Genomic DNA, 23,215 nt, shown 5'->3' on the forward strand with positions numbered 1-23,215 from the left:
TTTTTGGAGTGGGAGGTTGTTTATAGTTATTAATTTAGAGGAGGATAATATGGACAGGATGCGTGTACTTCAGCATATTGACCCAACTGATTCATTTCCGGTGTGGGATTATAGGTCAATAGGAAAATACGAAGAGAAAGCTGCAGTCTATGTCTTTTGGGATGAAAAAGGTTATGAACAGGAAAATCGCCATGACTTATATGCAGAACACTCACCAGTTTACATTGGAAAAACTAATAATTTAACAAAAAGAATTATTCAGCATTTAACACATGATGATTGTACTGAGAATTTTTCTACCTATTTTTACCATATAGATGTCTATGTTTTTGAGAATCTAAGCAAGAATCATTCTTTAATTCAAGCGATGAAAGAAGATAAATTACGATATGAAAATCTAGCTGACTTATATGAAGTATATCTTATAACGAGACGTTTCCCATGGTTCAATGATACACATAACTTTTATGTGACAAAATACAAAACTAGATTAATGTATTTTAGTAATGACTATCATAATCTTAGACGTAGTAATTGGTTTGAATCGGAGGCAAAGATAGAATATGGCTTTAAACAAATAGAAAAAATGGCTAAAGAACTATCTCTCCCTGTACAAACAATTACACAAGAGAGATGGTTAAGGCTAGAAGATTTTGTGGATGGACTAATTAGTAGAAGGAAAAATAAATTTCCTTTAAGGGATAATTTAATAAAATATCTTCAGAATAAGGTTGATAGAAATACATTTAAAATTAAAACTATGAAAGGTGAAGATAAACTTTTTAGCTATCATAAGAAGGAAAGTAATCATTATTATATAGCGTCAGATGCATTACTATATTACAGACCTAGTGAACAACTCATTTCACGTCTTTCTAAAAACTAAAAAGGGGCTCTGGGGATTTTTGAAAATACTTAAGTGATTAGAGAAGTTTAAAATGTTGAACTGGATGAAATTGCGTAACACTCCCTGCTAAATATTTGGGAGGGAGTGTTTTTTGTTAAGAACACACGTTAGCTAAGCAAGTATTCCCTTATTGATACAATCCATCCTCGAAAGCTCCCCGTAACAAGTTACAAGATAATGTCTATGACTAACATCCTCCTCAATAATCTGGAAATGAAGGACCGGTTTCCAATGTTGCATCTGCTACAACGGACTCCACAGATCTGGAGCCTCTTATTATCCAGGATGCTTCCATAACGTATGATGGGACAAAAGGAGTTGTACACCTGAAGGTTGTGGATAAAAAAACGAAAGAGGGAGTAACTGCTTCCCTTGGTGGTCGTTTTACAAAATTAAACGGTGATTATGTGAAAACCTCGACCAATGAGCTTGGAAACGTCAACTTTAGCACCGACAGTATTCCAAATGAGAAGGGGCAACTTGGGTTTAAGGTTAATACCATTAATAAAGCTGGATATTACTGGGCTTCTGCTTAAAACGAGTATGAAGAACTCGAGACAGAATGGGAAAAGCAAGTTATTAACGTTTCTCAAGACGCACATGTAAGAAGTGGGAAAGGCCAACATGTTACTTATGAAGACAGTCCACTGCTTTGGGTTAAAGATATAGAGGATAGTAAGAGTCTCCATTATGATCGTATTACGTACTTACAATATGATCTCTCCTCTATAAAGAGTAGCTCTATCAATAAAGCGTTCCTTCATTTTTATACGGATTAAGGAGTAACAGATCCGGACGTGTGGAAGGTTCCAGTTACATTACATGGTCTAGAAGTTGATGAATGGAGTAAAGACTGGTATAGCTTGGATGTAACGAACTATGTGCAAAGTCAACTAACGGATAAGAAACTAACGTTTGAATTGCAGGACGTTAATGGTACAGATCGAATCGTCAAATTGCAAAGTAAAGAAAATCAGAATGGTAGTTTTCTAGAAATACATTAATGGTGATGGGCGTTGCTTCAAAGCAACGTCCTTATTTTTTTACTAGAGGTGTCTGCCACCATCCGAGGCTAGTCCGATAAGTTTTTCGTTTTATTAAAAATATAGGGTATTTTAAAAAAAACATATAAAAAAAGCCTGCACAACATGCAGGCTTTAAAAATTATAACCCAACCGAAATATACTTCGTCTCCAAATACTCCTCAATACCATGATGCCCACCTTCACGACCTAGGCCACTCTGCTTAAAACCACCGAATGGAGCTTGTGGGGTAGATGGCAGTCCATCATTTAATCCTACGATACCGTATTCTAATTGTTCGCTAATGTTGATCCCTTTTGTTATGTTTTCCGTGAACACATAAGCGGATAAACCATAAATTGTATCATTGGCTCTTTGGATCGCTTCTTCTTCCGTTTGGAACGTAGCAATCGGTACCAGTGGTCCGAATGTTTCTTCTGTCATACAGACCATGTCTTCTTTCGCATCTGTTAGGACGACGGGACTGAAGTACAGGCTGTCTTGAGTTTGTCCTTTATATACCACGTTTGCGCCTTTTTCTTCGGCGTCTTGGACATGCTTTTGTACTTTTGCCACTGCTTCCTCGTTAATGAGTGGGCCGAGGTCTACGCCTTCCTCTAATCCATTTCCTATGGTTAGTTTCTTGATTTCTTCTATTAATTTTTCTGTGAATGTCTCAACCAGTGATTCATGCACATAAATGCGGTTGGAACTCAAGCATGTCTGGCCGGCATTTCGGAATTTTGATCCCATGACGCCCTCTACTGCTTTGTCTAGGTCCGCGTCGTCCATCACAATAACTGGTGCATGCCCTCCTAGTTCAAGGGACACTTTTTTGACATTGTCTGCTGATCCTTTCATTAACTGTTTTCCGACTGCTGTGGAGCCTGTGAATGTTAACTTTCGAACGCGCTCATCTTGTAACCATGCTTCTCCAATAGCCTTTGGGTCACCTGTTACGACGTTGATAACGCCTTTTGGTACGCCTGCTTGTTCTGCTAGATTGGCTAGTTTCATAGCGGTAATCGGTGTTAGTTCCGCTGGCTTGATGACCACGGTGCATCCCGTCGCAAGAGCTGGGGCGACTTTTCGAGTAATCATGGCAGCTGGGAAGTTCCATGGTGTGATGACAGCGACAACACCAACAGGTTGTTTATGAACAAATAATCGTTTGTCTCGTTGGGTAGCGGGGATTTGTTCTCCGTACACACGCTTTCCTTCTTCTGCATACCACGAGATAAAGCCATTCGCGTAATTCATTTCCCCTCGTGACTCTTTTAACGGTTTTCCTTGTTCCATCGTCATCGTACGTGCTAAGTCTTCCTTATGTTCGTTGATGAGCTCATGCCATTTTCGGATGATGGTACTTCGTTCATGGGCAGAGTACTGGGACCAGCTTTTAAATGCTTCGGAAGCAGCATCCACTGCTTGGCTTGCTTCTTTTTCTCCGCCATGTGGAACCGTTGCGATAACTTCCCCCGTTGCAGGGTTGGTCACGTCTAATGGGGCTAATTCCTGCCCCATCTCTTCACCGTTTATTTTTAGACCATAGTGTTCCATGTTTGTCCTCCTCATCGATTGTTAGGATATTTTTCGTTTTTCCTCTTCATCTTCCATATCTTTTGTGAAAATCTCATCGTTTTCCCCTGTGAAGAATTGCTTGCCATACACTAATAGCGTAAGGATGATCCCAACAGCGAACGCCCATGTTGCGCCTTTTACTGCTAGGACAGCAGCGATGATTCCGGCAATTCCAAGGTCACGGTGACTTCTCGATTCTAAAATCCCTACACGGACACTGACATATCCTTGGATTAATAATGTTAGGGCAAGGGCAATGCCTAGAATCGGCTCAACCAAGCTGACGATTGGCATCAGAATCAGTCCTGTATTCGTTCCCCAACGGAAGGAGCCTGATCCACCAAATAAGGAGTTCATTGCTTTTTTACCTTCTTTGTAGCGTTCAATGACCACAACCTGCATCGCTGCCCAAAGTGGACCTGCCATGGTAACGTCAGGACCAAGAAAGCTCATAAGCGAGTTACGGCCACCGAAAATCATATGAGCGCGGTTTTCGTTGTAATCCACTTTTTCATCTTGGCGAACATCGTCAGCCTCCGAGATAAGTGCTTTACTTTGTAGTACATCACCAAATAGAACAATATAAGCTGCTAATACTGTTGGGACAGCTTTGATAAATAACATAAAGGAAGGGAAGCCGACGCCGAATACAGTGTATTCACTCCAAAGCGTACCGAAGTCAGGGTTAATAAATCCCCATTCAATCGTTGGCCATGGTGCTTCACCAAATAGGGGACCAATGATGACAGCTAACACGATAATCGGAAAGACGCCTAGTTTACCTATTAATCCCCATACTCGATTTTGACTTTTGAGTTTATTAAAATGTTTGGAAAAAATAATATAAAATGCAATGCCTACAGCTATCGAAATCGACCATGGAAAGCTTTCAAAACGTCCACCTGCTTCAAATATGGACTTAACGGCTGCAAACCCTGCACCAATGATGACCCCGGATTTAATAGCTGGTGGAACAAAGGTGACGACTTTTCGGGCGAGTCCTGTAACACCCAAGAAGACGGAAAAGAGTCCTAGGGTTAACTGGAAGGCGACGAGGGCATGAACCCGGTCCACCCCTTCCGGAAACGTGGATACATAAGCCATAATCAACGGGATGGCTGGTGTAATCCATCCTGGAACAACGGGATCGCCGAGCAGGTGGTGGGTTAAGTACAAAATACCGTTTAACAGCACCACTGCTAAGGCAACTTCAAATGGCATTCCTAACAATTCCGTCATTAATGGAATGGCGGCCAAGTCAACAGCGCACATCAAAAGACCTTGTACATAATCGGGCCATTCGAATTTATAGTGAATAAAAGGAAGTCTTAATTTGAATGGCCCTAACGGGATATAAGGGGATTCTTCACCATGGGTACGATTTTTCCACATGTTGCATACCTCTTTTCTTAAAGATTTTTGGCATACTACTGGTTAGTATGCAGATTGATAGATTTGCTCTATTTCTTCCTTTCCTAATTTACGAGGATTGTTGGTTAGCAATCGTTGTATTTTACTAGCATCTTCCGCCATTGCTTTTATGTCATGTTCCGGTATATCAAAAGATCGTAATCCAGCAGGGATATTGACTTCTTTGCATAGTCGTTCCATAGCTGTTACCGCGTGGTTTGCAGCGTCTGAATCGGATAGGTGAGATACTTGTTCTCCGAAAGCATCTCCAATGTCCCGGAAGCGTTCTACGCAAGCGATTTTATTCCATTCCATTACATAAGGAAGAAGGAGTGCGTTGCTTACACCATGGGCGATATTGTAGCGCCCGCCTAGTGGATAGGCTAGAGCATGTACTGCTCCTACTCCTGCATTTCCAAAAGCCATCCCCGCCATGAGGCTTGCGGTAGCCATGTTTTCACGAGCTTCGATATGGTCGGGATTCGCATAGGCTTTCGGTAGATTTTTGGAAATCATCTGGATGGCCTGGATTGCTAAGGCATCTGTAATAGGGGAGGCATGCACAGAGATATAGGCTTCAATAGCATGCACAAGCGCATCCACGCCGCTAGCAGCAGTTACCGAAGGAGGCATGGTTAATGTCATTTCCGGTGCGACAATAGCGACATCCGGTAGTAGGTAATCACTGACGATGCCTTTTTTGAGTTGCGCTTCCTTATCCGACAGAATGGAGATGTTCGTTACTTCCGATCCTGTCCCGGCTGTGGTAGGAAGCGTAATGATGGGACTACCTTTTTGAGGCACAAGGTCTGTTCCAATAAGATCACCTAAGGAACCATGATGAGAGGAGAGGGCCGAGACGCTCTTGGCGATATCAATCGCACTCCCGCCACCAATGGCGATTAAGCTATCATGATTTCCTTTCGTAAACACGTCTACACATTCTTCCACAATCTTGAGCTCCGGATCGGGTTTTACACCTGTGAACACCTCGTAGGAAAGCCCTTTCAAAAATGGGGTTATTTGATCGACAACTCCAACCTTCTGTAAGATGTCATCCGTTACAATTAACGGATTGGAGACCTGAAGCCGATGCAATTCTTCTGTGAGTTTTTCCGTTGCGCCATTACCCGTAATGAGTTTGTTGGCAATTTTAAATGTACTGATAGTCATTGGATTGGTACTCCTTTCTTGTTTACTCCACTATGTGCAAAAATCATGCCAACTTAGTGAGATTTCAGAAAATAACGACAATGGCGCACTTGAGTTTGAAAGCGTTGTCATAAAACTGTTGCAATGTTGATTAGGAATTCAATCAAAAAAGAGGAGAGTGATTGAAAATATAATCACTCTCCCCATTTTTTCATTTTCTGTACGATGGTTGATTGGCTTACCTCTAACACTTCTGCAACTTTTCTCGTTGTTTTATATTTTCTCATCGCTTTTGTAATCATCGTACGTTCCACTTGCTCGATCGCTTGTTTGAGGGGGATGATGTCATCATGTTCTCCTGGTGCATGATTCCTGCTTTGGAGTAGTTCTTCTGGTAGATCGTCTCGCGTAATGTGATCTTCAGTTGTTGTCACGACTAACTGTTCGATGAGATTCTTTAACTCTCGTATGTTACCAGGCCACTCAAAATCATAAAAAGCATCGATGGCATCAAGCGTGATTGTCTTATCGAATCCATAGGTTGCATTGTACTCTTGTAAGAAATGCTCGGTCATCGCATGGATCTCTTTTTTTCGCTCCCGCAATGGTGGAATGTGAATGGGGACGACGTTTAACCGGTAGTAAAGGTCTTCGCGAAAGTCACCCGTCTTCACTAGCTGTTTGAGATTTTTATGAGACGCAGCAATAATCCGCACATCAATATGCTTTAGCTTGGACGAACCAACTGGATAAAAGGCTTGGTCTTCAATAACTTTCAATAGTTTTACTTGCAGCTCTAACGGCAAGTCTCCGATTTCATCCAAGAATAAAGTTCCGTGATCAGCCACTTCCAATAGTCCTTTTTTGCCTCTGGATAAAGCTCCGGTAAATGCACCGGCTTCATAGCCAAATAGTTCCGCTTCGATCAAGTTGGTAGGGAGGGCTCCGCAATTCAGCTCTAGAAAACTGTTGCTGCTACGATTCGATTTCTCGTGAACATGCTTCGCAATCATCGTCTTGCCAACCCCAGTTTCCCCATGCATGAGAATCTGGGCATCCGTCTTGGCAACACGCTCGATAATGCTCAGGAGGTTTTTCATTTTATCGCTAACGTAAAACGGGGATTCTTCTGTTTTCGAGTACGCTTCTTTTGAACTTTGTCGTAGATTTTTCAATTCTTGAAGGTCTTCTACTTGATGCTTCAGCTCTAATAACTCTGTAATGTCTCGTACACTATTAATCACGTAGAGGATTTCTCCGTTGTTAGAAAAAATCGGTGTACCGGAAACAATGATATTTCTGCCATTGGCAATTTTTTGCATGAGCGTCACGGGTCTTTCTTCTTTTAGAACTTGAAGAGAGGCAGACTTGGATATATAACCAGCATTAATCACATCATCCATATGATAGCCAATTAGCTGTTCCGCTTTTAAATCCGTAATGCGTTCATACGCTTTATTTACTTTTACCGTTACACCATCCCCATTGGTGATGAATACCCCATCATGAAGCGAGTTGATGATGTCTGTGAAAATGGGGCTGTCTAGGATTTCGCTGTATTGATGGTCTATTTTGTTCGTTCCTTCCTTATTCCTTCGTAATTGAGCTTGTAGAATGTCTCCCAATGACTGACTAAGATCTTCGCTATCCAAAATCTCACGCATATTTTCAATGGATAAGGTCCCGATGACTTCCCCTTGATCATCAACCACTTCGATCATTTCCACGGTAGAATCTGAAAATTGTTCAATCGCCCTACTGATGTGCGCGTTTTTGTGTAATTGCATGGTAGCCCCTCCGCTCTTAGCTGTTTTGTCTCATTTTATCATGAGTGGGATGGGGGGACAGGTTCCTTGTTTCATTTAGAGGTTTTAAAGTTAGTATGTTTTTTGTTATGTGAAGATGTAGTCGGTGAATTCATAACTTCACACGCATTATAGACGTTAGAAAATCAGTTAAATGCTTATGAAGAGCTACAAAGACTGGTGCAAAATACAGGCAAAATTTGATGTGTTAATAAATTATGGACACAAACTTTGCCCCTCCCTCTTGTTATATAAAGAAGAAGCTAATGACATATTATTTAATTCAATCAATAGTAGAGTTAGTTTTTTCAATTATCAATATAATAATTAATTGCCTAAATTTATATTTAAATGGGGGAGTGGTGAAGTATATAAAAATTTCCTAAAGTGGGGATTACGTTTAAGATTGATTAATGGTCTATAGAAGATTAAATGACTTATGATTCCTACTAAAATTTCTGATTTGAACCATATATCAACCAAAAGAAGTAAAAAGTCGCCTATGATGGAATTCCATCATAGGCGACTATCACTAATTACTTGGTGTCATGATAAGGATAGCTAATTAAGTTAGTGAAGATTCTATACCCTCCAGGAACTTGGTTTTGAATTTGGCGATACCATACTAAGTTGGAGTAGAGGTAACTTCCTTCCCCGTAGTCGGCCATTAGAATACCGCTTTTGAAGGCGTCTTCTCCTGGATCTGCTACGCTTACATATGTCTCATACTTATCGGACCATTCCATCGGGAAGTATAGACCTCTTTCTTGAACCCAACCCTCCCAATCGGATTGTTTTATGCTGTTTGGATAGTTAAACAATGGAGAGTCTGGTTTTAATACCTCAATTGGTGCATCTTCGTGTGTAACCCGCCATTTGATAGAAGGCTGTCCAATAACTAGTTTGTATGGTGCTGTTGCTTGAGGATCCCAGTTATCCCAAGGTTTATTGTATTGGACTACAAGATGACCGCCATTTTCGACGTATTCTAGTAACTGCTTGTTATTATTGAGTAAGTCTTCGCGAGATAGGTAAGCTCTAATCCCAGTTACAATCGTATCGTATTTCGATAGATCGCCATTTTGTAATTGTTCTTTGTTCAGTTTTGTAATATCCATTCCAATATTCGTTAATTGTTCAGCAACTTTGTCGAAACCACTATCTACGTATCCCACCTTTAAATCATTCGGATAATCTAGAGGGAAAGCAGTGCCTTCAACTTTAGCATCGGATATGGAATAATCTGTTCCAATATGTTCGTATTGAATAGTTTGGACCGACTCACTAATTATCTTGTTTCCTACCTTCGCTTTAGGAGTGATAGTAAAATCTCCTTCTGCTACTGTTGGAGGAGGAATAAGCTCAAATGATACTTGTTTATTCTCTTCGTCTTCATTGAATCGAACTGTCTTGGAATTGGGTTCTGCTTTCCAACCTTTTGGTAAATTCAATGAAACTTCAGTGGTTAGGTCTCCTTCTGCAAATTTTTCAACTTGGACATCTAATGAAGTGCTTTCTTTTACATCATTCGTATTAATCACTAATTTTTCTGGTTCTAATGTAAGAGAAACCTCTGGAAGTTGTGCTACGGTTTCATTTGGCTTGTATTGCTTTGTGAGAAATTGATTCCCCACCTTAAGGGTTATGTTTGCTTGAATAGCTGGGTTGTTATAAGGATTGTAATATTTGTTGATATCTGTCTTCACTTTATAATGGAAGGTTGTATTTTCTCCTGATTTTAGCGTAGTATAGTTTTGGTCCCCAACCATTTTCCAATCAGCTGGGATAGAAAGTTTAGAGCGTATTGCTTCTATATTGTGAGTCCCGTTATTTTCAACTTTAACGCTAACTTTTGTTTCGTCTCTGTCTGTTAATTTAGAATCATTTACTTGGACATTCACATCAATCTGAGCTGCTTCGTAAATGGTATCTACCAACTGTTTCTCCTTCACCTCTAATTTGTGCAGTAATGTCTTCTTCGTTTCAGCTTCTAGTTTATTTCCTTTATTCATCTTAGATTTAAGTTTTTGTAATTCATCGAGGGTTTGTTTTGCCTCTGTAAAGACTTTCTCAGCATTTGGATATGCGTCTTTGACTGCTTCTAAATCCTTTTGAAGTCGAATGAGTTTATTTTTGTAAGCGTTTTCTGACTTGGTTAACGATTTTGCATGATCATTAAAATCATAAGGGATGTTCTCAAAAATAGTGTCTTCATGTTCTGGAATATCACCTACTGTAGACTTAACGAGCTGAAGGTTGACTGTTTCCTCTCCATCTCCTACTTCTTTTCCCATACCTTGAGATTCGTGTAAATAACGAGCTTTTTCACCTAGTTGTGGATAGGTCATATCGTAGTGAGTGTCATTAATACCGATCTGGATGGAAGTAGTAGTTTGTTCTTCCGTTTCAGCTGGTAAGTACATTTTTTTAGCCTGCCAAGTGGAAAGTCCATTATCTAGTTGGTCTGGAAATACGTCGGGGTTGGCAGCATCTTTGAATGCTTTCTTTGTTAGCATTGTCATTGCTCTGTGGTGGCCATGTTGTGTATCAACATTTCGAAAAGAGGGCATGATGATATCTGGTTTGAATTGACGGATATAGTGGATCAATCGTTCGTATGTTTTCGTTTCTCCCCATTTGTTGAGTGTTTCTTCTGCAGATTTGGAGAAACCAAAATCTTTTACGGAATCATTTAAACCTTGATTTAAGAAAAATGTTTCAATGCCTAGTACGTTGGAGGATGCTTGTAATTCATTCGTTCGTATGATGCCAAGCTCATTACCAAGTTCACTTCCTATTTCATTTTGTCCCCCTTGTCCTCTTGTAGATAAAAGGAAAGATGTCTGGACTCCTTGTCCTCTAGACAGATAAGCTAGAAAGTGACTTCTTTCATCATCTGGATGTGCTCCTGTGTTCATAAAACTCGTGGTAGTTGTTAATGGTACTACTGATTCCCAAAGATCTAGCTTTTCATTTGTGACTTCTTCTCCCTTTAAAGAGGTTGGAGAGAAGAGCGACCCAACCAAAAGAAATGCCAACAATGTGCTACAAAATTTCTTCAAAGAATTCCTCCCAGTATTTATTAATTAGTTAGTAAACTTTCCTAACTAATTACCATTTATTATAAACAGCATAACCCATATTTTGGAACCTACTTTAGAACTGTTTGTATAGTCCTAAAGTAGGTTATTTTTTGAAAAAATGGAATATTTAAAATTATCAAAATGGGAGTATATAAGAGTAACCTGCAGTAAATGGAAGTGATAATCCATATAAAACCAATAAATACCAAGAAATGAGGTTTTACATATAATTCAAAATCCTTTATAACTATTGTTAATAATTAGTTAGTAATATTAACTAACTAAACATTTATTTTTTCATAAAGGAGTCTATCTCATGCAGAAAGGCGATGCAGCATATATAAAGAAGATGAATATGAAACTAGTACTTAATTGTATTATGGAGAATGAACCTATATCACGAGCAGAGATATCAAAACTAGTTCAAATCAGTAAACCTTCTGTATCACTAATAGTAGAAAGTTTATTAGATGAAGGATGGGTTCAAGAAACAGGTCCTGGCCAGTCCACATTTGGTGGTGGTAGAAAACCAGTTCAACTTGTATTTAATCCAAAAGCTGCATATGTCATAGGCGTAGATATTGGCGGTACAAAAGTAGCTTCCGGGATCACTGGTTTAGACGGAAACGTTTATGCTTATCGAGAATTTGAGACACAAAGTTATTTAAATGATCAATTGATAAAGCGCTTACAAGAAGATGTGTTGTTTATGATGCAAGAGTTAGGTATAAGTGATCAAGATGTTTTAGGGATGGGGGTAGGAGTTCCTGGTGTTACCAATGTCAAGGAAGGAGTTGTGTTAGAGGCTCCTACACTAAAATGGAAGCAATATCCTCTTCAAGAAATAGCAAGTAACTATTTTAACTTCCCTATTTATATAGAGAATGATGTAAATACGAGTTTGCTAGGTGAGCACTGGCTAGGTACTAGTAAAAATGCAGAAAACATAATATACATTGCAATTGGAACTGGTATTGGGAGTGGAATCATGATAAACGGTAGATTGTTTAGAGGTAGTAATTACAGTGCTGGAGAGATGGGGTATCTTGTGACTGATCTTCAAGCTGCAAAAAGCTATAACCCTACATTTGAAGGTTATGGGTTCTTAGAGAGTGTAGCGAGTGGGTCGTCTATTGGTAATAAACTATCAGAGGTGAAAGGGGAGGCTTTAACATCTAAAGATGCCTTTGAGTTAAAGTCGCAAGGTGATGAGGAAGCCAGTAAAGTTGTCGATGACGCAATTGAACACTTAGGTTTTGGCATCGCAAATTATATTTCTTTATTTGATCCAGACGTAGTCATTTTAGGGGGTGGTGTCAGCAAATCATTTAGTCAGTTTAATCAAGCTCTTTCGGAGATTATTGAACGTTTTTCTCCAGAAAGTTGTGAAGTTGTTCCTTCTTCATTTGGTAATGAAGCCGGAGTAATTGGGGCAGTAGCTTTGTTTTTAAAGGAAAGTGATTTCATAATTCAAATTTAAGAATAGGGGGCAATTTGTAATGAAATTTCGTTGGATGATGTTTTTATCATTGTTGTTAGTTTTTGGCTTAGTATTAGGAGGCTGTATGGCAAGTGATGAAGAAGCTGGAGGAGATGGAAATACAGATGAAACTTCAGGCGATGAAGCAAGTGGAGATGGTTCAGATGAGGGGAATAATGACAAGAATCTTGAGGACAAAGTAGTTGTATATTCTCCACATGGAAAAGATATACTTAGTGAATTCGAAAAACAATTTGAGGCTGAGTACGATGTAGATATGGAATTTTTGGATATGGGTTCTCAAGAAATACTTGATCGTGTTCGCTCTGAAAAAAATAATACACAAGCAGATATTTGGTGGGGCGCTCCTCAAGTAATGTTTGATGAAGCGAAAAATGCAGAACTACTTCAAAAATATAAGCCATCCTACGCTGATTCACTAGAGGATATGTATCATGATGAAGATTGGTACTGGACCGGAACTTCTCAAACACCTGAGGTTATTCTATATAACAATAAAGAAATCTCTGAAGAAGAAGCACCTAAGGATTGGGATGATTTAGTGAAACCTAAGTGGAAAGACGAAATAATTATTCGTTACCCTCTTGCTTCAGGTACTATGCGTACTATTTATTCTTCCATGATTTATAGAGATTACAAAGAAACTCAGAGCCCTGAAAAAGGTTACGAATGGCTTCAAAAATTAGACCAAAATACCAAGGAATATGCTGCTAATCCAGAAATTATGTATAACCAAGTTGCTAAAGGTGTTGGAACAGTATCTGTCTGGAATATGCCCGATACTGTAATGCTAGCTGAAGAGAAAGGTTATCCATTTAGTTATGTTATCCCTGAAAGTGGAACACCTGTATTGACTGAAGGAATTGCAATTGTAGATGGTGCCCCTCATCCAGAAGCTGCGAAGGCATTTTATGAATTTGTTAACACAGAGGAAGCTGCGAAACTATTAGCTGAGAATTACTATCGTATTCCAACCAGAGATGATATCAGTGATTTACCTGAATGGATCCAAGAGACAGATATCAATGCCATGGATATTGATTGGAAAGTGTTCCAGGAAAAATCAGGAGAATGGATGGAGCACTGGGACTCAGAGATTAAGAATACAGAAAAAGAAACCGGAGAATAAACCGCTGAGAGGAGTTTTTAGTCATGTCAACTGTAACTCTTTCAAATATTACAAAACAATTTGGTGATGTGGCAGCAGTTAAGGATATAGATTTAGTGATAGAAGAGGGAGAATTTTTTACTTTCTTAGGTCCTAGTGGGTGCGGGAAGACCACGACTCTTCGAATGATTGCTGGATTCTATTATCCTACAAAAGGTAAAGTGATGTTTAATGACAAAGACATGACTACGGTTTCACCCGAAAATAGAAATACGGGCATGGTTTTTCAAAACTATGCCCTTTTCCCTCACATGACGGTATTTGAAAATGTTGCATTTGGCTTGAAAGTTCGGAAAGTGAGTAAGGGTGAAATAAGAAGTCGTGTTGAGGATGTATTGTCTAAGGTCCATCTTAAACAATTTATAGACCGTCAAGTTAGTCATCTCAGTGGAGGCCAGCAACAACGTGTTGCATTAGCTAGGGCGTTAGTCATTGAACCAGATATTTTATTATTGGATGAACCTTTAAGTAACTTAGATGCAAGGTTAAGAGATGAGATGAGGAATGAGATTCTGCGTTTGCAGAGAGAATATAAGATTACCACCATTTATGTTACCCATGACCAAGTAGAGGCTTTAACAATGAGTGATCGGATTGCTGTATTCAATGTTGGTAATTGTCAACAAGTAGGAACTCCTACAGATATATATAATCAACCTGTAAACGACTTTGTAGCAGAATTTATAGGAGAAACAAATTTATGGGAAGTTGAATTTTCTTCTGAGGATGAAGAATATAAGACTTTTTTATTTAATTCGGTGAATACAGAAATAGTCGTGAAGAACACCTCTGAGCAAATAGCGTCTTATCGTCAAGATGACAAGCTGAAAATGTCGGTCAGGCCAGAAGCAATTAATGTTTCTAAATCAGTAATCGAAGAGGAAAACGTTCTTAAAGGAAAAGTGAAGCTTGTACAGTTTACTGGTGAATCAGTTCATACTTTTATTTCACTTGATGAGGGTAGTATCACCGTTAAAGTGACAGATTTAAACAGAGGACCTAGTACCTATCTACAAGAAGGTGAAGTAGTATATGTCCAATTTCCAGCAGATCAGGTTCGTATCGTTCCAAGTGTGGAGGAGTGATTAGAATGTTGAATGCCGAGAACAGAAAAACCTTATTTCTACTTATCCCAATCATCCTTGTTTTAGTAAGTTACGTCTTGTACCCAACCCTTGAAACACTGATAGAGAGTTTGAAACAGAGTGGAACTTTTACCTTGCAAAATTATATTGATTTTTTCGGTCCGAAGGCTCAATCGAATTTACAAGCGTTATGGCATTCCGTTTACATATCAGTGCTTTCTGTGTTGTTTAGTGCCCTTATTGGAGTGCCATTAGCGTTTATTTTTACAAGATACGATTTTCCGGGTCGATCTTTCTTCTCTGGTATCGCCATTATGCCAATTGTACTTCCTTCACTGGTAGGTGTAATGGCATTTATGTTCTTATATGGAGAAGCAGGGCTTATACCAAATGCAATCAAGGACTTATTGAATTTAGAAGAAGTTCCTTTCACTATTAGTGGGGTTTCTGGGATATTGCTAGTTCATGCATATACTATGTATCCATATTTTTACATGACGGTATCTTCCGCTTTGAATAATGTAGACCCATCTTTAGAAGAGTCAGCAGCAAATTTAGGTTCTAACAGGTTCGGCGTTTTTTGGAAAGTAACATTTCCCTTATTGACTCCTGGCTTAGTTGCTGCATCTTTATTGGTATTCATGGTATCAATGGCCTCCTTCAGCGCACCTTTTCTATTAGCTGGTGGCTATCGTGTGCTAAGTCTACAAATCTATTTTTCTAAGGTGAATGGAAACTTGGAAATGGCAGCTACTCAATCGATTATCTTATCAGCTGTATCCATTTCGTTTTTATTATTTATGCGTTGGTTTCAAAACCGAAAAGACTATCGCATGGGCACAAAAGGGATTGGTGCTCACAGAAGTGAAGTGAACAGCCCGATTATTAAATGGACAATGGTTACGTTGGGAATTGTTGCAATGATTGTCTTGTTATTACCTCATGCTGTTCTTGCCATTCTTTCCTTTGTTCCTGAAGGAGCTTGGACGTATCAGACATACCCTACTGCCTTTAATTTGGAGAATTACCGATTGCTCTTCGAAGATCCAAATATATGGGATCCAGTAAGGAATAGTTTAATCATGGCCTTTATAGCTTGTGCTGGATGTGCAGTATTTGGAATGCTTACTTCCTACGCTCTTGTGAAGCGTAAGTTTATAGGAAAGAACCTACTGGATATTCTAGTTATGATTCCGTGGGCGTTACCTGCTACTGTTGTTGGTATGAATCTCATACTGGCTTTTAATAAGGAATCTCCTTTTTCTTTTGGTCAAGTGTTAGTTGGAACGTTCTGGATTTTGCCTCTAGCGTATTTCATTCGTTTTATTCCATTAGTGGTACGTTCTACAAATGCTGTTTTAGAACAGATGGATGATTCTATAGAAGAAGCCGCCCAGAATCTTGGGGCAAAGTGGCTTTATACATTTAGAAGAGTCGTTTTACCTTTAATTATGCCGGGTGTACTAAGTGGTACATTGCTAGCATTTGTTCAAGCTGTCGGCGAATTTCCAACATCAGTCTTGCTCTATACACTAAGTAATAGACCAATATCTATAGAAATTATGAACCAACTGCGAATGTTTAATCTAGGTCAAGCTGCTGCTTACGGAATGATACAAGTTGGGCTCATAGCAATTGTGATGATTATTTCCTATAAATTCTTTGGAGTAAAATCAGAGAATACATTATAAGAGGAAAGGATGGATATGAAATGAGCAAGCTGAAAGAAGCATTTGAAAAAGAAGATGGCATAGGTTTTCCAGGGAAAACCTATGCAGAAGAGCTACTGAAACCTGTCTTTAATGATCAAAAAGAACATCTTTTCGATTCCATGTTTATGATCCATCGTGCGCATACCATAATGTTAAAGGAACAAGCCATCATTTCCGAGGAAGAAGGGGATGAGATTCTAATGGGCGTTCATGAAGTGTGCAAATTAGGAAAAGATTCCTTTCATTATGCTCCTGAATATGAAGACTTATTCTTCATGGTTGAATCTAAAATTTCCAACTATATTGGGGATGATTTAGCAGGAAAAATGCATATAGCAAGAAGTAGGAATGATATGGGAGAGGCGATGTATCGCTTGGTGATCCGAGATTATCTTTTAGAGCTTATATCAAATGTACAAATGCTAGGAGACGCACTAGTGAACCAAGCAGACTCCTATAAAGAAGCAGTCATGCCTGCCCATACACATACCCAGCCTGCTCAACCAACTACCTTTGGACATTATTTACTAGCAATATCAGATAATCTATCAAGAGATATAGAGCGCTTGTGGAATGCGTATCATACAGTTAATAAGTCACCGATGGGAGCTGCTGCTATTACTACAACTGGTTTTAGCATCAATCGTGAAAGAATGGTAGAATTACTCGGCTTTGAAGGTGTGATGGAAAATTCCTATGATGCAATTGGAACAGGAGATTATTTATTAGAGTCGGGACTATCTTTAGTAAGTCTCATGACAAATACAGGCCGATGGATTCAAGAATTTCTAAGAATGGCTTCTAATGAAGTAGGTTTATTAAATGTTTCCGATGCATATGTCCAAATTAGTAGCATCATGCCACAAAAGAGGAACCCTGTTTCCCTAGAACATTCCAGAGCACTTGCAAGTAGTGCTGTAGGAGAAGGGTTAACAGCTGTACAAATGATTCATAATACTCCTTATGGAGATATAGTGGATACAGAAGATGACCTTCAACCTCATCTTTACAGAGGATTTAATAAGGCTATTCGAGTAGTGAAATTATTAACTGCAGTAGTTACAACGATGAATTTTAATAAAGAACGAGCATTACAACAAGCAAGCACCAATATGATTACAATTACAGAATTGGCTGATGTGCTTGCAAGAGATTACAATGTTCCATTTAGAAATGCACACCATTTCTCCAGTGTAGTAAGCAAAAACGTAAAAGCTCTTGGTAAAGAACTATATGAAGTTGAAGTAAACCAAGTGAATGAGTGGTTAGAAGGTGTGCAATTAAGTGAAAATGATTGGAAAGCAATCGTAGATCCTCGTCAATTTGTAAATAGGAGGAACATATGCGGTGGACCAAATCCAGATGTCGTAAAAAGGATGTTGGAAAATCGAGTACACTTCTGGGGTGACCAGAAAAAGAAAATTGATACCCGTGCGTCTAGTATTTCTAATGTGAAAGTGCAGTTGAGTCAAGCGTAAAGATATTAAATGAAAAGAACTTAGAGATGCCCTCTGAAATAGGGAGATTAATAGTCTCCCTATTTTCATTTCTTCATAAATTACCTCCTCAATGGTTCATCACCCCTGTTTTTCAGCAATGCAAAACATCTTCAGTAGCAGATCATTAAACACTAGTAATGTATTAAATCCATTGTACCTTTTTCTCATAATAATTTTTTTCGCTAAAACAAATAAAGCTCTAATGACACACCTATTCTAACTTACGGATCGATTCTTAATAGGAGTATGGAATATAAATCATATAAGGAGGGTTATAGGTATGACAAAACGAGTAGCCTGGGATAATGGACATGGTTTTAACACTTCCGGCAAGAGGTCGCCAGATGGGGAGAGGGAGTGGTCGTTTAATGATGAGGTGGGAACAGCAGGGATTCATCGGTTAAGGCAGTATGAGGGTGTGGAAGTGGTGAGGTTGGATGATTCTACAGGGAAGCGTGATCTTCCGTTAACGGAGCGGACGAATAAAGCAAATCAATGGAAGGCGGATATACTCGTTTCCTGCCACCACAATGCGTATCAAGGAAAATGGGGAAATCATACTGGCATTGAAACATATACCTATGTAGGTCATTGGCCTGAAGCAGAAAGATTAGCTAACCACGTTCATAAGCGCGTGATAGACGTGTATGGTTTAGCTGATCGAGGGCACAAGAAAGCTGATTTTCATATGTTACGAGAATCCTTCATGCCTGCTATATTATGTGAGTTGGGATTTATGGATTCTACTATTGATATAAGGAAGCTACGAAATAAAACATTGCTCCATCAAGCAGGGGAAGCCATAGCGGATGGTATTGCGCAGTATTTAGGATTGAAACTCAGGAACTCAGATTCTTTTGTGATTGAAATGGAGCGGATGACGCCAACCAAACGGGAAGAAGTGGAAAGCTGGTTATGTGAGCGGGGGTGGGTCTATAGTATAAAGAATGGGTGAGATGGAGGGACAGGTTCATCGTCTCGTGGGATGAGGGGATGGGATGAGGGGACAGGTCCCTCATCCCATTAAGTCACCAGAAACCGCAACCAATACCCCGTAAGCTTGGTGTACTCACTCAATACGATTCGCTTATCATATTCATTCATTTTGCCCGATGTTTGAAAGGCAGAAGGGGCAACATCATAACTCAGGTTTATATCTGTAGAAGAGAAGATCGTTTCAAATGTATATTTCGACCTTCGCGTATGGTAATCACTTGTTACCACAACAGCGGAGGTAATGTCCCTTTTTTCCATTATATCTTTGGAGAAAAGGGCATTTTCGTATGTACTGGTGGCTTTCTTTTCTTCTATGATGGCATCCTCTGGAACTCCGAGTTCGATCGCTTCCTTTTTTGTTGTACTTGGTTCTGTGGAGTTGGTTAAAATGATGTTCTCTCCATATCCCTTCTTATATAGTTTGACGGCATGCTCTAGTCTGCCATCGGAACCACTTAGCACAATGATTGCTTCTGATTTTTGAGGGTTTCCCTCAATGACCAGGTACTCTCTACCTAGTATGGCGTATATGATGATGAGAGTGATTAGTAGGCAAAAGGGAACGAAGCCTATCATAAAAAGGTTGCGTATGAGAATGCGTTTGTCCATGTGTTATCCATTCCTATCTACATCATTTTAATTGCTGCTTCTATTTACCCTCATTTAGATTCAAAAATCCAGTTGAGTATGTTGTGTGTTCCGTTTTCGTAACCTTTCGATTTAACATTCCAAGCAATACCCAGAAAAATGGAGCCACCGTAATCACACTAATATTAAAGAAAGCTTGTACGACATACGCTATAAGTGCTGCGATGATGCCTGCTTCAAGGAAGGATTGTTGAGCGTAGTTGAGATTTTGTAAAATATGCATGCATTTTATTAATGTGGTACTTACTAGTATAAGATACATTACTAAAGCTGGAATCCCCATTGTCACGGCTAGTTGTAAGTATTCATTATGTGCTTTATCCACGATAATATCCTCATTCCCACTAAAATAGATTCGCTTCTCCTCCGGTCGGTCTGGGAATACTTCTGCAAACGTATCGGGACCTGACCCAAGCCACATGTATTCTGGGATGAGTGGGAGTGCGTTTTTCCATATGTATAGTCTGCTTAATCCGGCGTGTTGATTGCCTTCGATTACTTGCTTTCCTTCCTCTACTAGTCCAAAGGTTCGTTTCACCAATGAGCCATCCTCTGTCAGGCCAATCCCTATAAATAGAACGAGAAAACTGAACGAGAGAGCAATCCATTTTTTCCACAGTCTCTTTTTTTTGTAAACATGATACGAGATAAATAGAAACCCGATAAAGCTCCCAACCCAGGCGCTACGTGTGGAGGAGTAGAGCATAGACGCAAACAAGGTAGATAACAGTAGGAAATAGTACACGTTCTGTGACCTTTTTGTAGTGGATAAATAGAATCCCATTCCAATCATCAGCATGATCGTTACATACGACCCGCAAAAATTCGGATTCCCAAAAAAGCCATAACTCCTCGCCCAGCCTTGAGCGTGTGTAGTTCGTGGTAGGAAGTCTAGGTGGAAGTGTTGCAGAATTGCATAGATGGCAACGAGTCCGGATACGAATGTTATGTATGACAGGAGGCGTCTGTCTTCTTTTTCTGAGAAAAACAAATACACGAATAGAAATAAAGTGATATATCCCACCCATGCAATCAGCCCTTCTAACCGACCAGACGCACCAACATAGGAAGTGGATGGATCGACTGAAAAGAGCGTGGATAGTGCGATTAGGAATAGAAAGGAACCTGCCAGAAAGGTGGTTGTGTTCCATCTAGGTGTGAGATTTTTTCGTAGTAACTGCCATAGGATATACACCCATATTGCGACAGTCATCCACTTTAAGTAAAAGAACTTCGTCGTGGTGAACGAGTAGTCTAGGAAGGTAGGGTAGATTAAAATCGGAAATAAGGTTAGGAAGATTAGGATGACATTTTTCATAGGCTCACTCATTTCTGTGTCTAGTCCTTTTTTACTCTATCATATGCGGCAGAATCTGTGACCTATGAATTTCCATTCGTGAGATGAGGGGACAGGTTCCTCGTCCCAATTTGGTGAGACGAGGGACCTGTCCCCTCATCCCATCGAAACTAGTAAGTAAAATTCTTGGATGAAGGTATGAAATTTTAATAGGTGAAATAGATTTAGTTACATAAAATATATTAAAAATAATTGTTTCGACATGGTTCGCTATTCCTTGTTTGGGCTTAAATTGGTAAAATAAAACATGCTTACTAAACAGTCTATTACTAAAAGAGATGAGAAAAATATTGGCGTATGTTTGTGTCAAAGGATAGACTCTTATAGATTACGTATTAGATCTGCACGATGGAAAGAAGTGAACTCATGAAGAACAAGGAAAAGCCGAAGAAAAAAGGCTTATGGTGGAAAGTACTACTTACTATAGTTGTGTGTGTAGGTTTAGCTGGTGGAGGATACGCATTTTTTGTGTATCAAAGCGCTAAGCAAACCGTTGAAAAGAAGATTCATACACCTGTTGCGTCTATAGATACAAGTATTGGCAAGAAGAAAATGAAACAGGAAAAGCCTCTAAATATATTATTGATGGGTGTAGATGAAAGGGAAGATGACCAAGGTCGTTCAGATGCATTAATGGTACTTTCCATGAAACCAGGCAAAGATCAAATGAATCTAGTCAGTATTCCTCGTGATACACGAACGACGATTGCTGGGGACGGAAGAGTTACGAAAATTAATCATGCCTATGCATATGGTGGTACAGAAATGAGCATTAACACGGTAGAAGACTTTCTTGATATTGATCTTGACTATTATGTAAAGCTCAACATGGAAGGCTTATCTGAGCTTGTCGATGCTGTAGGTGGTATTGAAGTAACCAATCATTTGGAATGGACCGATACAGGGCACTATAAAAAAGGGTACACTTATGAGAAAGGGAATATTCATTTGAATGGTCCACAAACAATGGGGTTTGTGCGAATGCGATACCAAGATCCGAATAATGATTTTGGTCGAAATGAACGCCAACGCACTGTTATACAAGCTCTTATTAATAAGGGAGCTAGCTTTTCTTCCGTCAACAAAATAGGATCCATTCTTGATGTGCTCGGAGATAATATGCAGACCAATCTGGCATTTGAAGACATGAGGCATCTATTCCTGAACTATCGAAGCGTACGAAACAATGTCGTTACTTACCAAATGACAGGAGAAGGAAAAATGATTGATGGACTTTGGTACCTGCTTGTACCAGAGCAAGAAGTCCAGAAGGTTCATGATATGCTAAAGATTTCTGATTAGGTGGGATGAGGGGAAAGGTTCCTCGTTGCAGTTTTGGCTGGGATGAGGAACCTGTCCCTCCATCCCAAAATGGCTTATGATCCTAGTTCTTAAGTGGGTAGTCTATGTGTTCTAGATTGGCAGTTTTATGGAAGAGGGAGCGGAGGAAGATTTGCTCCCTATTTTTATTGCCCTTTAATCCAACTAGCAAAGAAGTTCCAATCCGCTATAGAACCATCATTGTTGAGGATCCCTAGAAAAACACCATCTCCTCGGCCAACTTGCCAAATGGCTTGAGCTGAATTTGTTTTGTCTGATATGTCATGGTTGAATACATAGTTGATTAGTTCATCTTTTCCTGGACCATGCGTTTCTGCAACATAGGCTACTAGATACATATCGATACAGTTTGGACCTAAGTCTTTTATATTGCTGCGTAGAATATGTTTTTTGAGTAGGTGGATGTTTTCTTGTACGGTACCTTCTAGTAGATAAGGTTTGATGTCATCAATTCGATAGGCGTCATAGCTTCGTTTATCCCATGGCTTTAACTGGTCTCGGTCTCCGTTTACTTCTTTAAGCTTTGTTATCATATTCTTAAGGTTACTCACTGTAGGGATAATGTTACTATGTATGCTTCTTCCGTCTATGTTGTTTGGTAGTAAGATGGTGCTTGTTGAGTTTACGTGCATGATTAAGCACTCCAATCTTTTTTATTTGGGACGCGGGGACAGGTTCCTCGTCTCAGTCTGATTAGTAGGTTCTAAGTAGAGAATATATTCATGAAGCTGAGTAGCAGGAGAATGAACGATAAAACAAACGTAATCACAGCAATTTTCTTCCTATTATTTTGATATTCCTTTACGCCGTTATAAATGTTCACTACGACTGAAAGTAATCCTAGAAGGCTTATTACTTCAATGAAGTCAGTTGCTAGATAAAATACAATGATAAGCAAACAGGTGATAGGAGCATACAAGTCTAATTTGGATAATGCTTTTACCAAG

At 39.4% G+C, this 23,215-nt stretch carries 18 protein-coding genes and 1 pseudogene; 10 read left to right on the forward strand and 9 right to left on the reverse strand.

All coding sequences use genetic code 11. The features are described from left to right. Positions 1-49: 49 nt before the first annotated feature. The 3 genes and pseudogenes from GLW08_RS10715 to GLW08_RS22415 all read left to right on the forward strand — a co-directional run bounded on the left by GLW08_RS10715 (position 50) and on the right by GLW08_RS22415 (position 1,911). A complete protein-coding gene (locus GLW08_RS10715) occupies positions 50-886 on the forward strand; it encodes a hypothetical protein (protein ID WP_160848646.1) in 837 nt (278 codons plus the stop codon). Between the two features lie 356 nt (positions 887-1,242). Continuing rightward, positions 1,243-1,443: a hypothetical protein gene (locus GLW08_RS10720; RefSeq protein ID WP_160848647.1), complete on the forward strand. Its 201-nt coding sequence runs from the start codon at positions 1,243-1,245 to the stop codon at positions 1,441-1,443. Positions 1,444-1,485: 42 nt separating this feature from the next. Next, positions 1,486-1,911: pseudogene (locus tag GLW08_RS22415) on the forward strand (DUF7594 domain-containing protein). 160 nt (positions 1,912-2,071) lie between these two features. Here the strand turns inward: GLW08_RS22415 and GLW08_RS10730 are convergent. The 5 genes from GLW08_RS10730 to GLW08_RS10750 form a co-directional block, all read right to left on the reverse strand. Further along, complete coding sequence (locus GLW08_RS10730) at positions 2,072-3,490, reverse strand: NAD-dependent succinate-semialdehyde dehydrogenase (protein WP_160848649.1); 1,419 nt, start codon at positions 3,488-3,490, stop codon at positions 2,072-2,074. 21 nt (positions 3,491-3,511) lie between these two features. Next, positions 3,512-4,903: a hypothetical protein gene (locus tag GLW08_RS10735; protein ID WP_160848650.1), complete on the reverse strand. Its 1,392-nt coding sequence runs from the start codon at positions 4,901-4,903 to the stop codon at positions 3,512-3,514. A gap of 42 nt (positions 4,904-4,945) precedes the next feature. Then, positions 4,946-6,094 carry an iron-containing alcohol dehydrogenase gene (locus GLW08_RS10740; protein WP_160848651.1) on the reverse strand — a complete coding sequence of 383 codons (1,149 nt, stop codon included), beginning with the start codon at positions 6,092-6,094 and terminating at the stop codon, positions 4,946-4,948. 173 nt (positions 6,095-6,267) lie between these two features. After that, on the reverse strand, positions 6,268-7,860 hold the full coding sequence (locus tag GLW08_RS10745) for a sigma-54 interaction domain-containing protein (RefSeq protein WP_202406319.1): 1,593 nt from the start codon (positions 7,858-7,860) through the stop codon (positions 6,268-6,270). 554 nt (positions 7,861-8,414) lie between these two features. Beyond that, positions 8,415-10,940, reverse strand: coding sequence for a PIG-L family deacetylase (locus tag GLW08_RS10750; protein ID WP_160848652.1), 2,526 nt, complete (start codon positions 10,938-10,940; stop codon positions 8,415-8,417). Between the two features lie 337 nt (positions 10,941-11,277). Between GLW08_RS10750 and GLW08_RS10755 the strand changes: the two genes are divergently transcribed. The 6 genes from GLW08_RS10755 (at position 11,278) to GLW08_RS10780 (ending at position 18,881) form a co-directional block, all read left to right on the forward strand. Further along, positions 11,278-12,441 (forward strand): ROK family transcriptional regulator, encoded by a 1,164-nt coding sequence (locus GLW08_RS10755; protein ID WP_160848653.1) that lies wholly within the window; start codon positions 11,278-11,280, stop codon positions 12,439-12,441. A 19-nt stretch (positions 12,442-12,460) separates the two neighbouring features. Then, positions 12,461-13,591 carry an extracellular solute-binding protein gene (locus GLW08_RS10760; protein WP_202406320.1) on the forward strand — a complete coding sequence of 377 codons (1,131 nt, stop codon included), beginning with the start codon at positions 12,461-12,463 and terminating at the stop codon, positions 13,589-13,591. Between the two features lie 23 nt (positions 13,592-13,614). Then, positions 13,615-14,715 (forward strand): ABC transporter ATP-binding protein, encoded by a 1,101-nt coding sequence (locus GLW08_RS10765; RefSeq protein WP_160848654.1) that lies wholly within the window; start codon positions 13,615-13,617, stop codon positions 14,713-14,715. A 5-nt stretch (positions 14,716-14,720) separates the two neighbouring features. Next, the gene (locus GLW08_RS10770) at positions 14,721-16,406 is read left to right on the forward strand and encodes an ABC transporter permease (protein WP_160848655.1); all 1,686 of its coding nucleotides are present in this window, start codon (positions 14,721-14,723) and stop codon (positions 16,404-16,406) included. 20 nt (positions 16,407-16,426) lie between these two features. Then, positions 16,427-17,905: an argininosuccinate lyase gene (gene argH / locus GLW08_RS10775; protein ID WP_160848656.1), complete on the forward strand. Its 1,479-nt coding sequence runs from the start codon at positions 16,427-16,429 to the stop codon at positions 17,903-17,905. Between the two features lie 301 nt (positions 17,906-18,206). Next, a complete protein-coding gene (locus GLW08_RS10780; RefSeq protein WP_160848657.1) occupies positions 18,207-18,881 on the forward strand; it encodes an N-acetylmuramoyl-L-alanine amidase in 675 nt (224 codons plus the stop codon). Positions 18,882-18,949: 68 nt separating this feature from the next. On the opposite strand, the gene GLW08_RS10785 is transcribed toward GLW08_RS10780, so the two are convergent. Further along, positions 18,950-19,531, reverse strand: a complete 582-nt coding sequence (locus tag GLW08_RS10785; protein WP_160848658.1) for a YdcF family protein — start codon at positions 19,529-19,531, stop codon at positions 18,950-18,952. 40 nt (positions 19,532-19,571) lie between these two features. After that, a complete protein-coding gene (locus tag GLW08_RS10790) occupies positions 19,572-20,888 on the reverse strand; it encodes an O-antigen ligase family protein (protein WP_160848659.1) in 1,317 nt (438 codons plus the stop codon). A 405-nt stretch (positions 20,889-21,293) separates the two neighbouring features. Between GLW08_RS10790 and GLW08_RS10795 the strand changes: the two genes are divergently transcribed. Continuing rightward, entirely contained in the window at positions 21,294-22,229 is a 936-nt protein-coding gene (locus GLW08_RS10795; protein ID WP_237458405.1) for an LCP family protein, read from the forward strand. Between the two features lie 164 nt (positions 22,230-22,393). Here GLW08_RS10795 and GLW08_RS10800 read toward each other — a convergent pair whose 3' ends face one another. Both GLW08_RS10800 and GLW08_RS10805 read right to left on the reverse strand, forming a co-directional pair. Further along, positions 22,394-22,900, reverse strand: coding sequence for a hypothetical protein (locus GLW08_RS10800; RefSeq protein ID WP_160848661.1), 507 nt, complete (start codon positions 22,898-22,900; stop codon positions 22,394-22,396). 71 nt (positions 22,901-22,971) lie between these two features. After that, the gene (locus GLW08_RS10805; RefSeq protein WP_160848662.1) at positions 22,972-23,214 is read right to left on the reverse strand and encodes a hypothetical protein; all 243 of its coding nucleotides are present in this window, start codon (positions 23,212-23,214) and stop codon (positions 22,972-22,974) included. Between the last annotated feature and the right edge of the window lies 1 nt (position 23,215).

It is taken from the genome of Pontibacillus yanchengensis (assembly GCF_009856295.1).
GTDB classification, from domain to species: domain Bacteria; phylum Bacillota; class Bacilli; order Bacillales; family BH030062; genus Pontibacillus; species Pontibacillus yanchengensis_A.

What these genes read in the sequence shown, in the direction of transcription:
- GLW08_RS10735 (WP_160848650.1), bottom strand. Translation starts at nt 4,903, where the DNA reads ATGTGGAAAAATCGTACCCATGGTGAAGAATCCCCTTATATCCCGTTA.
- GLW08_RS10800 (WP_160848661.1), bottom strand. Translation starts at nt 22,900, where the DNA reads ATGCACGTAAACTCAACAAGCACCATCTTACTACCAAACAACATAGAC.
- GLW08_RS10780 (WP_160848657.1), top strand. Translation starts at nt 18,207, where the DNA reads ATGACAAAACGAGTAGCCTGGGATAATGGACATGGTTTTAACACTTCC.
- GLW08_RS10765 (WP_160848654.1), top strand. Translation starts at nt 13,615, where the DNA reads ATGTCAACTGTAACTCTTTCAAATATTACAAAACAATTTGGTGATGTG.
- GLW08_RS10740 (WP_160848651.1), bottom strand. Translation starts at nt 6,094, where the DNA reads ATGACTATCAGTACATTTAAAATTGCCAACAAACTCATTACGGGTAAT.
- GLW08_RS10730 (WP_160848649.1), bottom strand. Translation starts at nt 3,490, where the DNA reads ATGGAACACTATGGTCTAAAAATAAACGGTGAAGAGATGGGGCAGGAA.
- GLW08_RS10760 (WP_202406320.1), top strand. Translation starts at nt 12,461, where the DNA reads ATGAAATTTCGTTGGATGATGTTTTTATCATTGTTGTTAGTTTTTGGC.
- GLW08_RS10790 (WP_160848659.1), bottom strand. Translation starts at nt 20,888, where the DNA reads ATGAAAAATGTCATCCTAATCTTCCTAACCTTATTTCCGATTTTAATC.
- GLW08_RS10715 (WP_160848646.1), top strand. Translation starts at nt 50, where the DNA reads ATGGACAGGATGCGTGTACTTCAGCATATTGACCCAACTGATTCATTT.
- GLW08_RS10755 (WP_160848653.1), top strand. Translation starts at nt 11,278, where the DNA reads ATGCAGAAAGGCGATGCAGCATATATAAAGAAGATGAATATGAAACTA.
- GLW08_RS10795 (WP_237458405.1), top strand. Translation starts at nt 21,294, where the DNA reads ATGAAGAACAAGGAAAAGCCGAAGAAAAAAGGCTTATGGTGGAAAGTA.
- GLW08_RS10745 (WP_202406319.1), bottom strand. Translation starts at nt 7,860, where the DNA reads ATGCAATTACACAAAAACGCGCACATCAGTAGGGCGATTGAACAATTT.
- GLW08_RS10770 (WP_160848655.1), top strand. Translation starts at nt 14,721, where the DNA reads ATGTTGAATGCCGAGAACAGAAAAACCTTATTTCTACTTATCCCAATC.
- GLW08_RS10785 (WP_160848658.1), bottom strand. Translation starts at nt 19,531, where the DNA reads ATGGACAAACGCATTCTCATACGCAACCTTTTTATGATAGGCTTCGTT.
- argH (WP_160848656.1), top strand. Translation starts at nt 16,427, where the DNA reads ATGAGCAAGCTGAAAGAAGCATTTGAAAAAGAAGATGGCATAGGTTTT.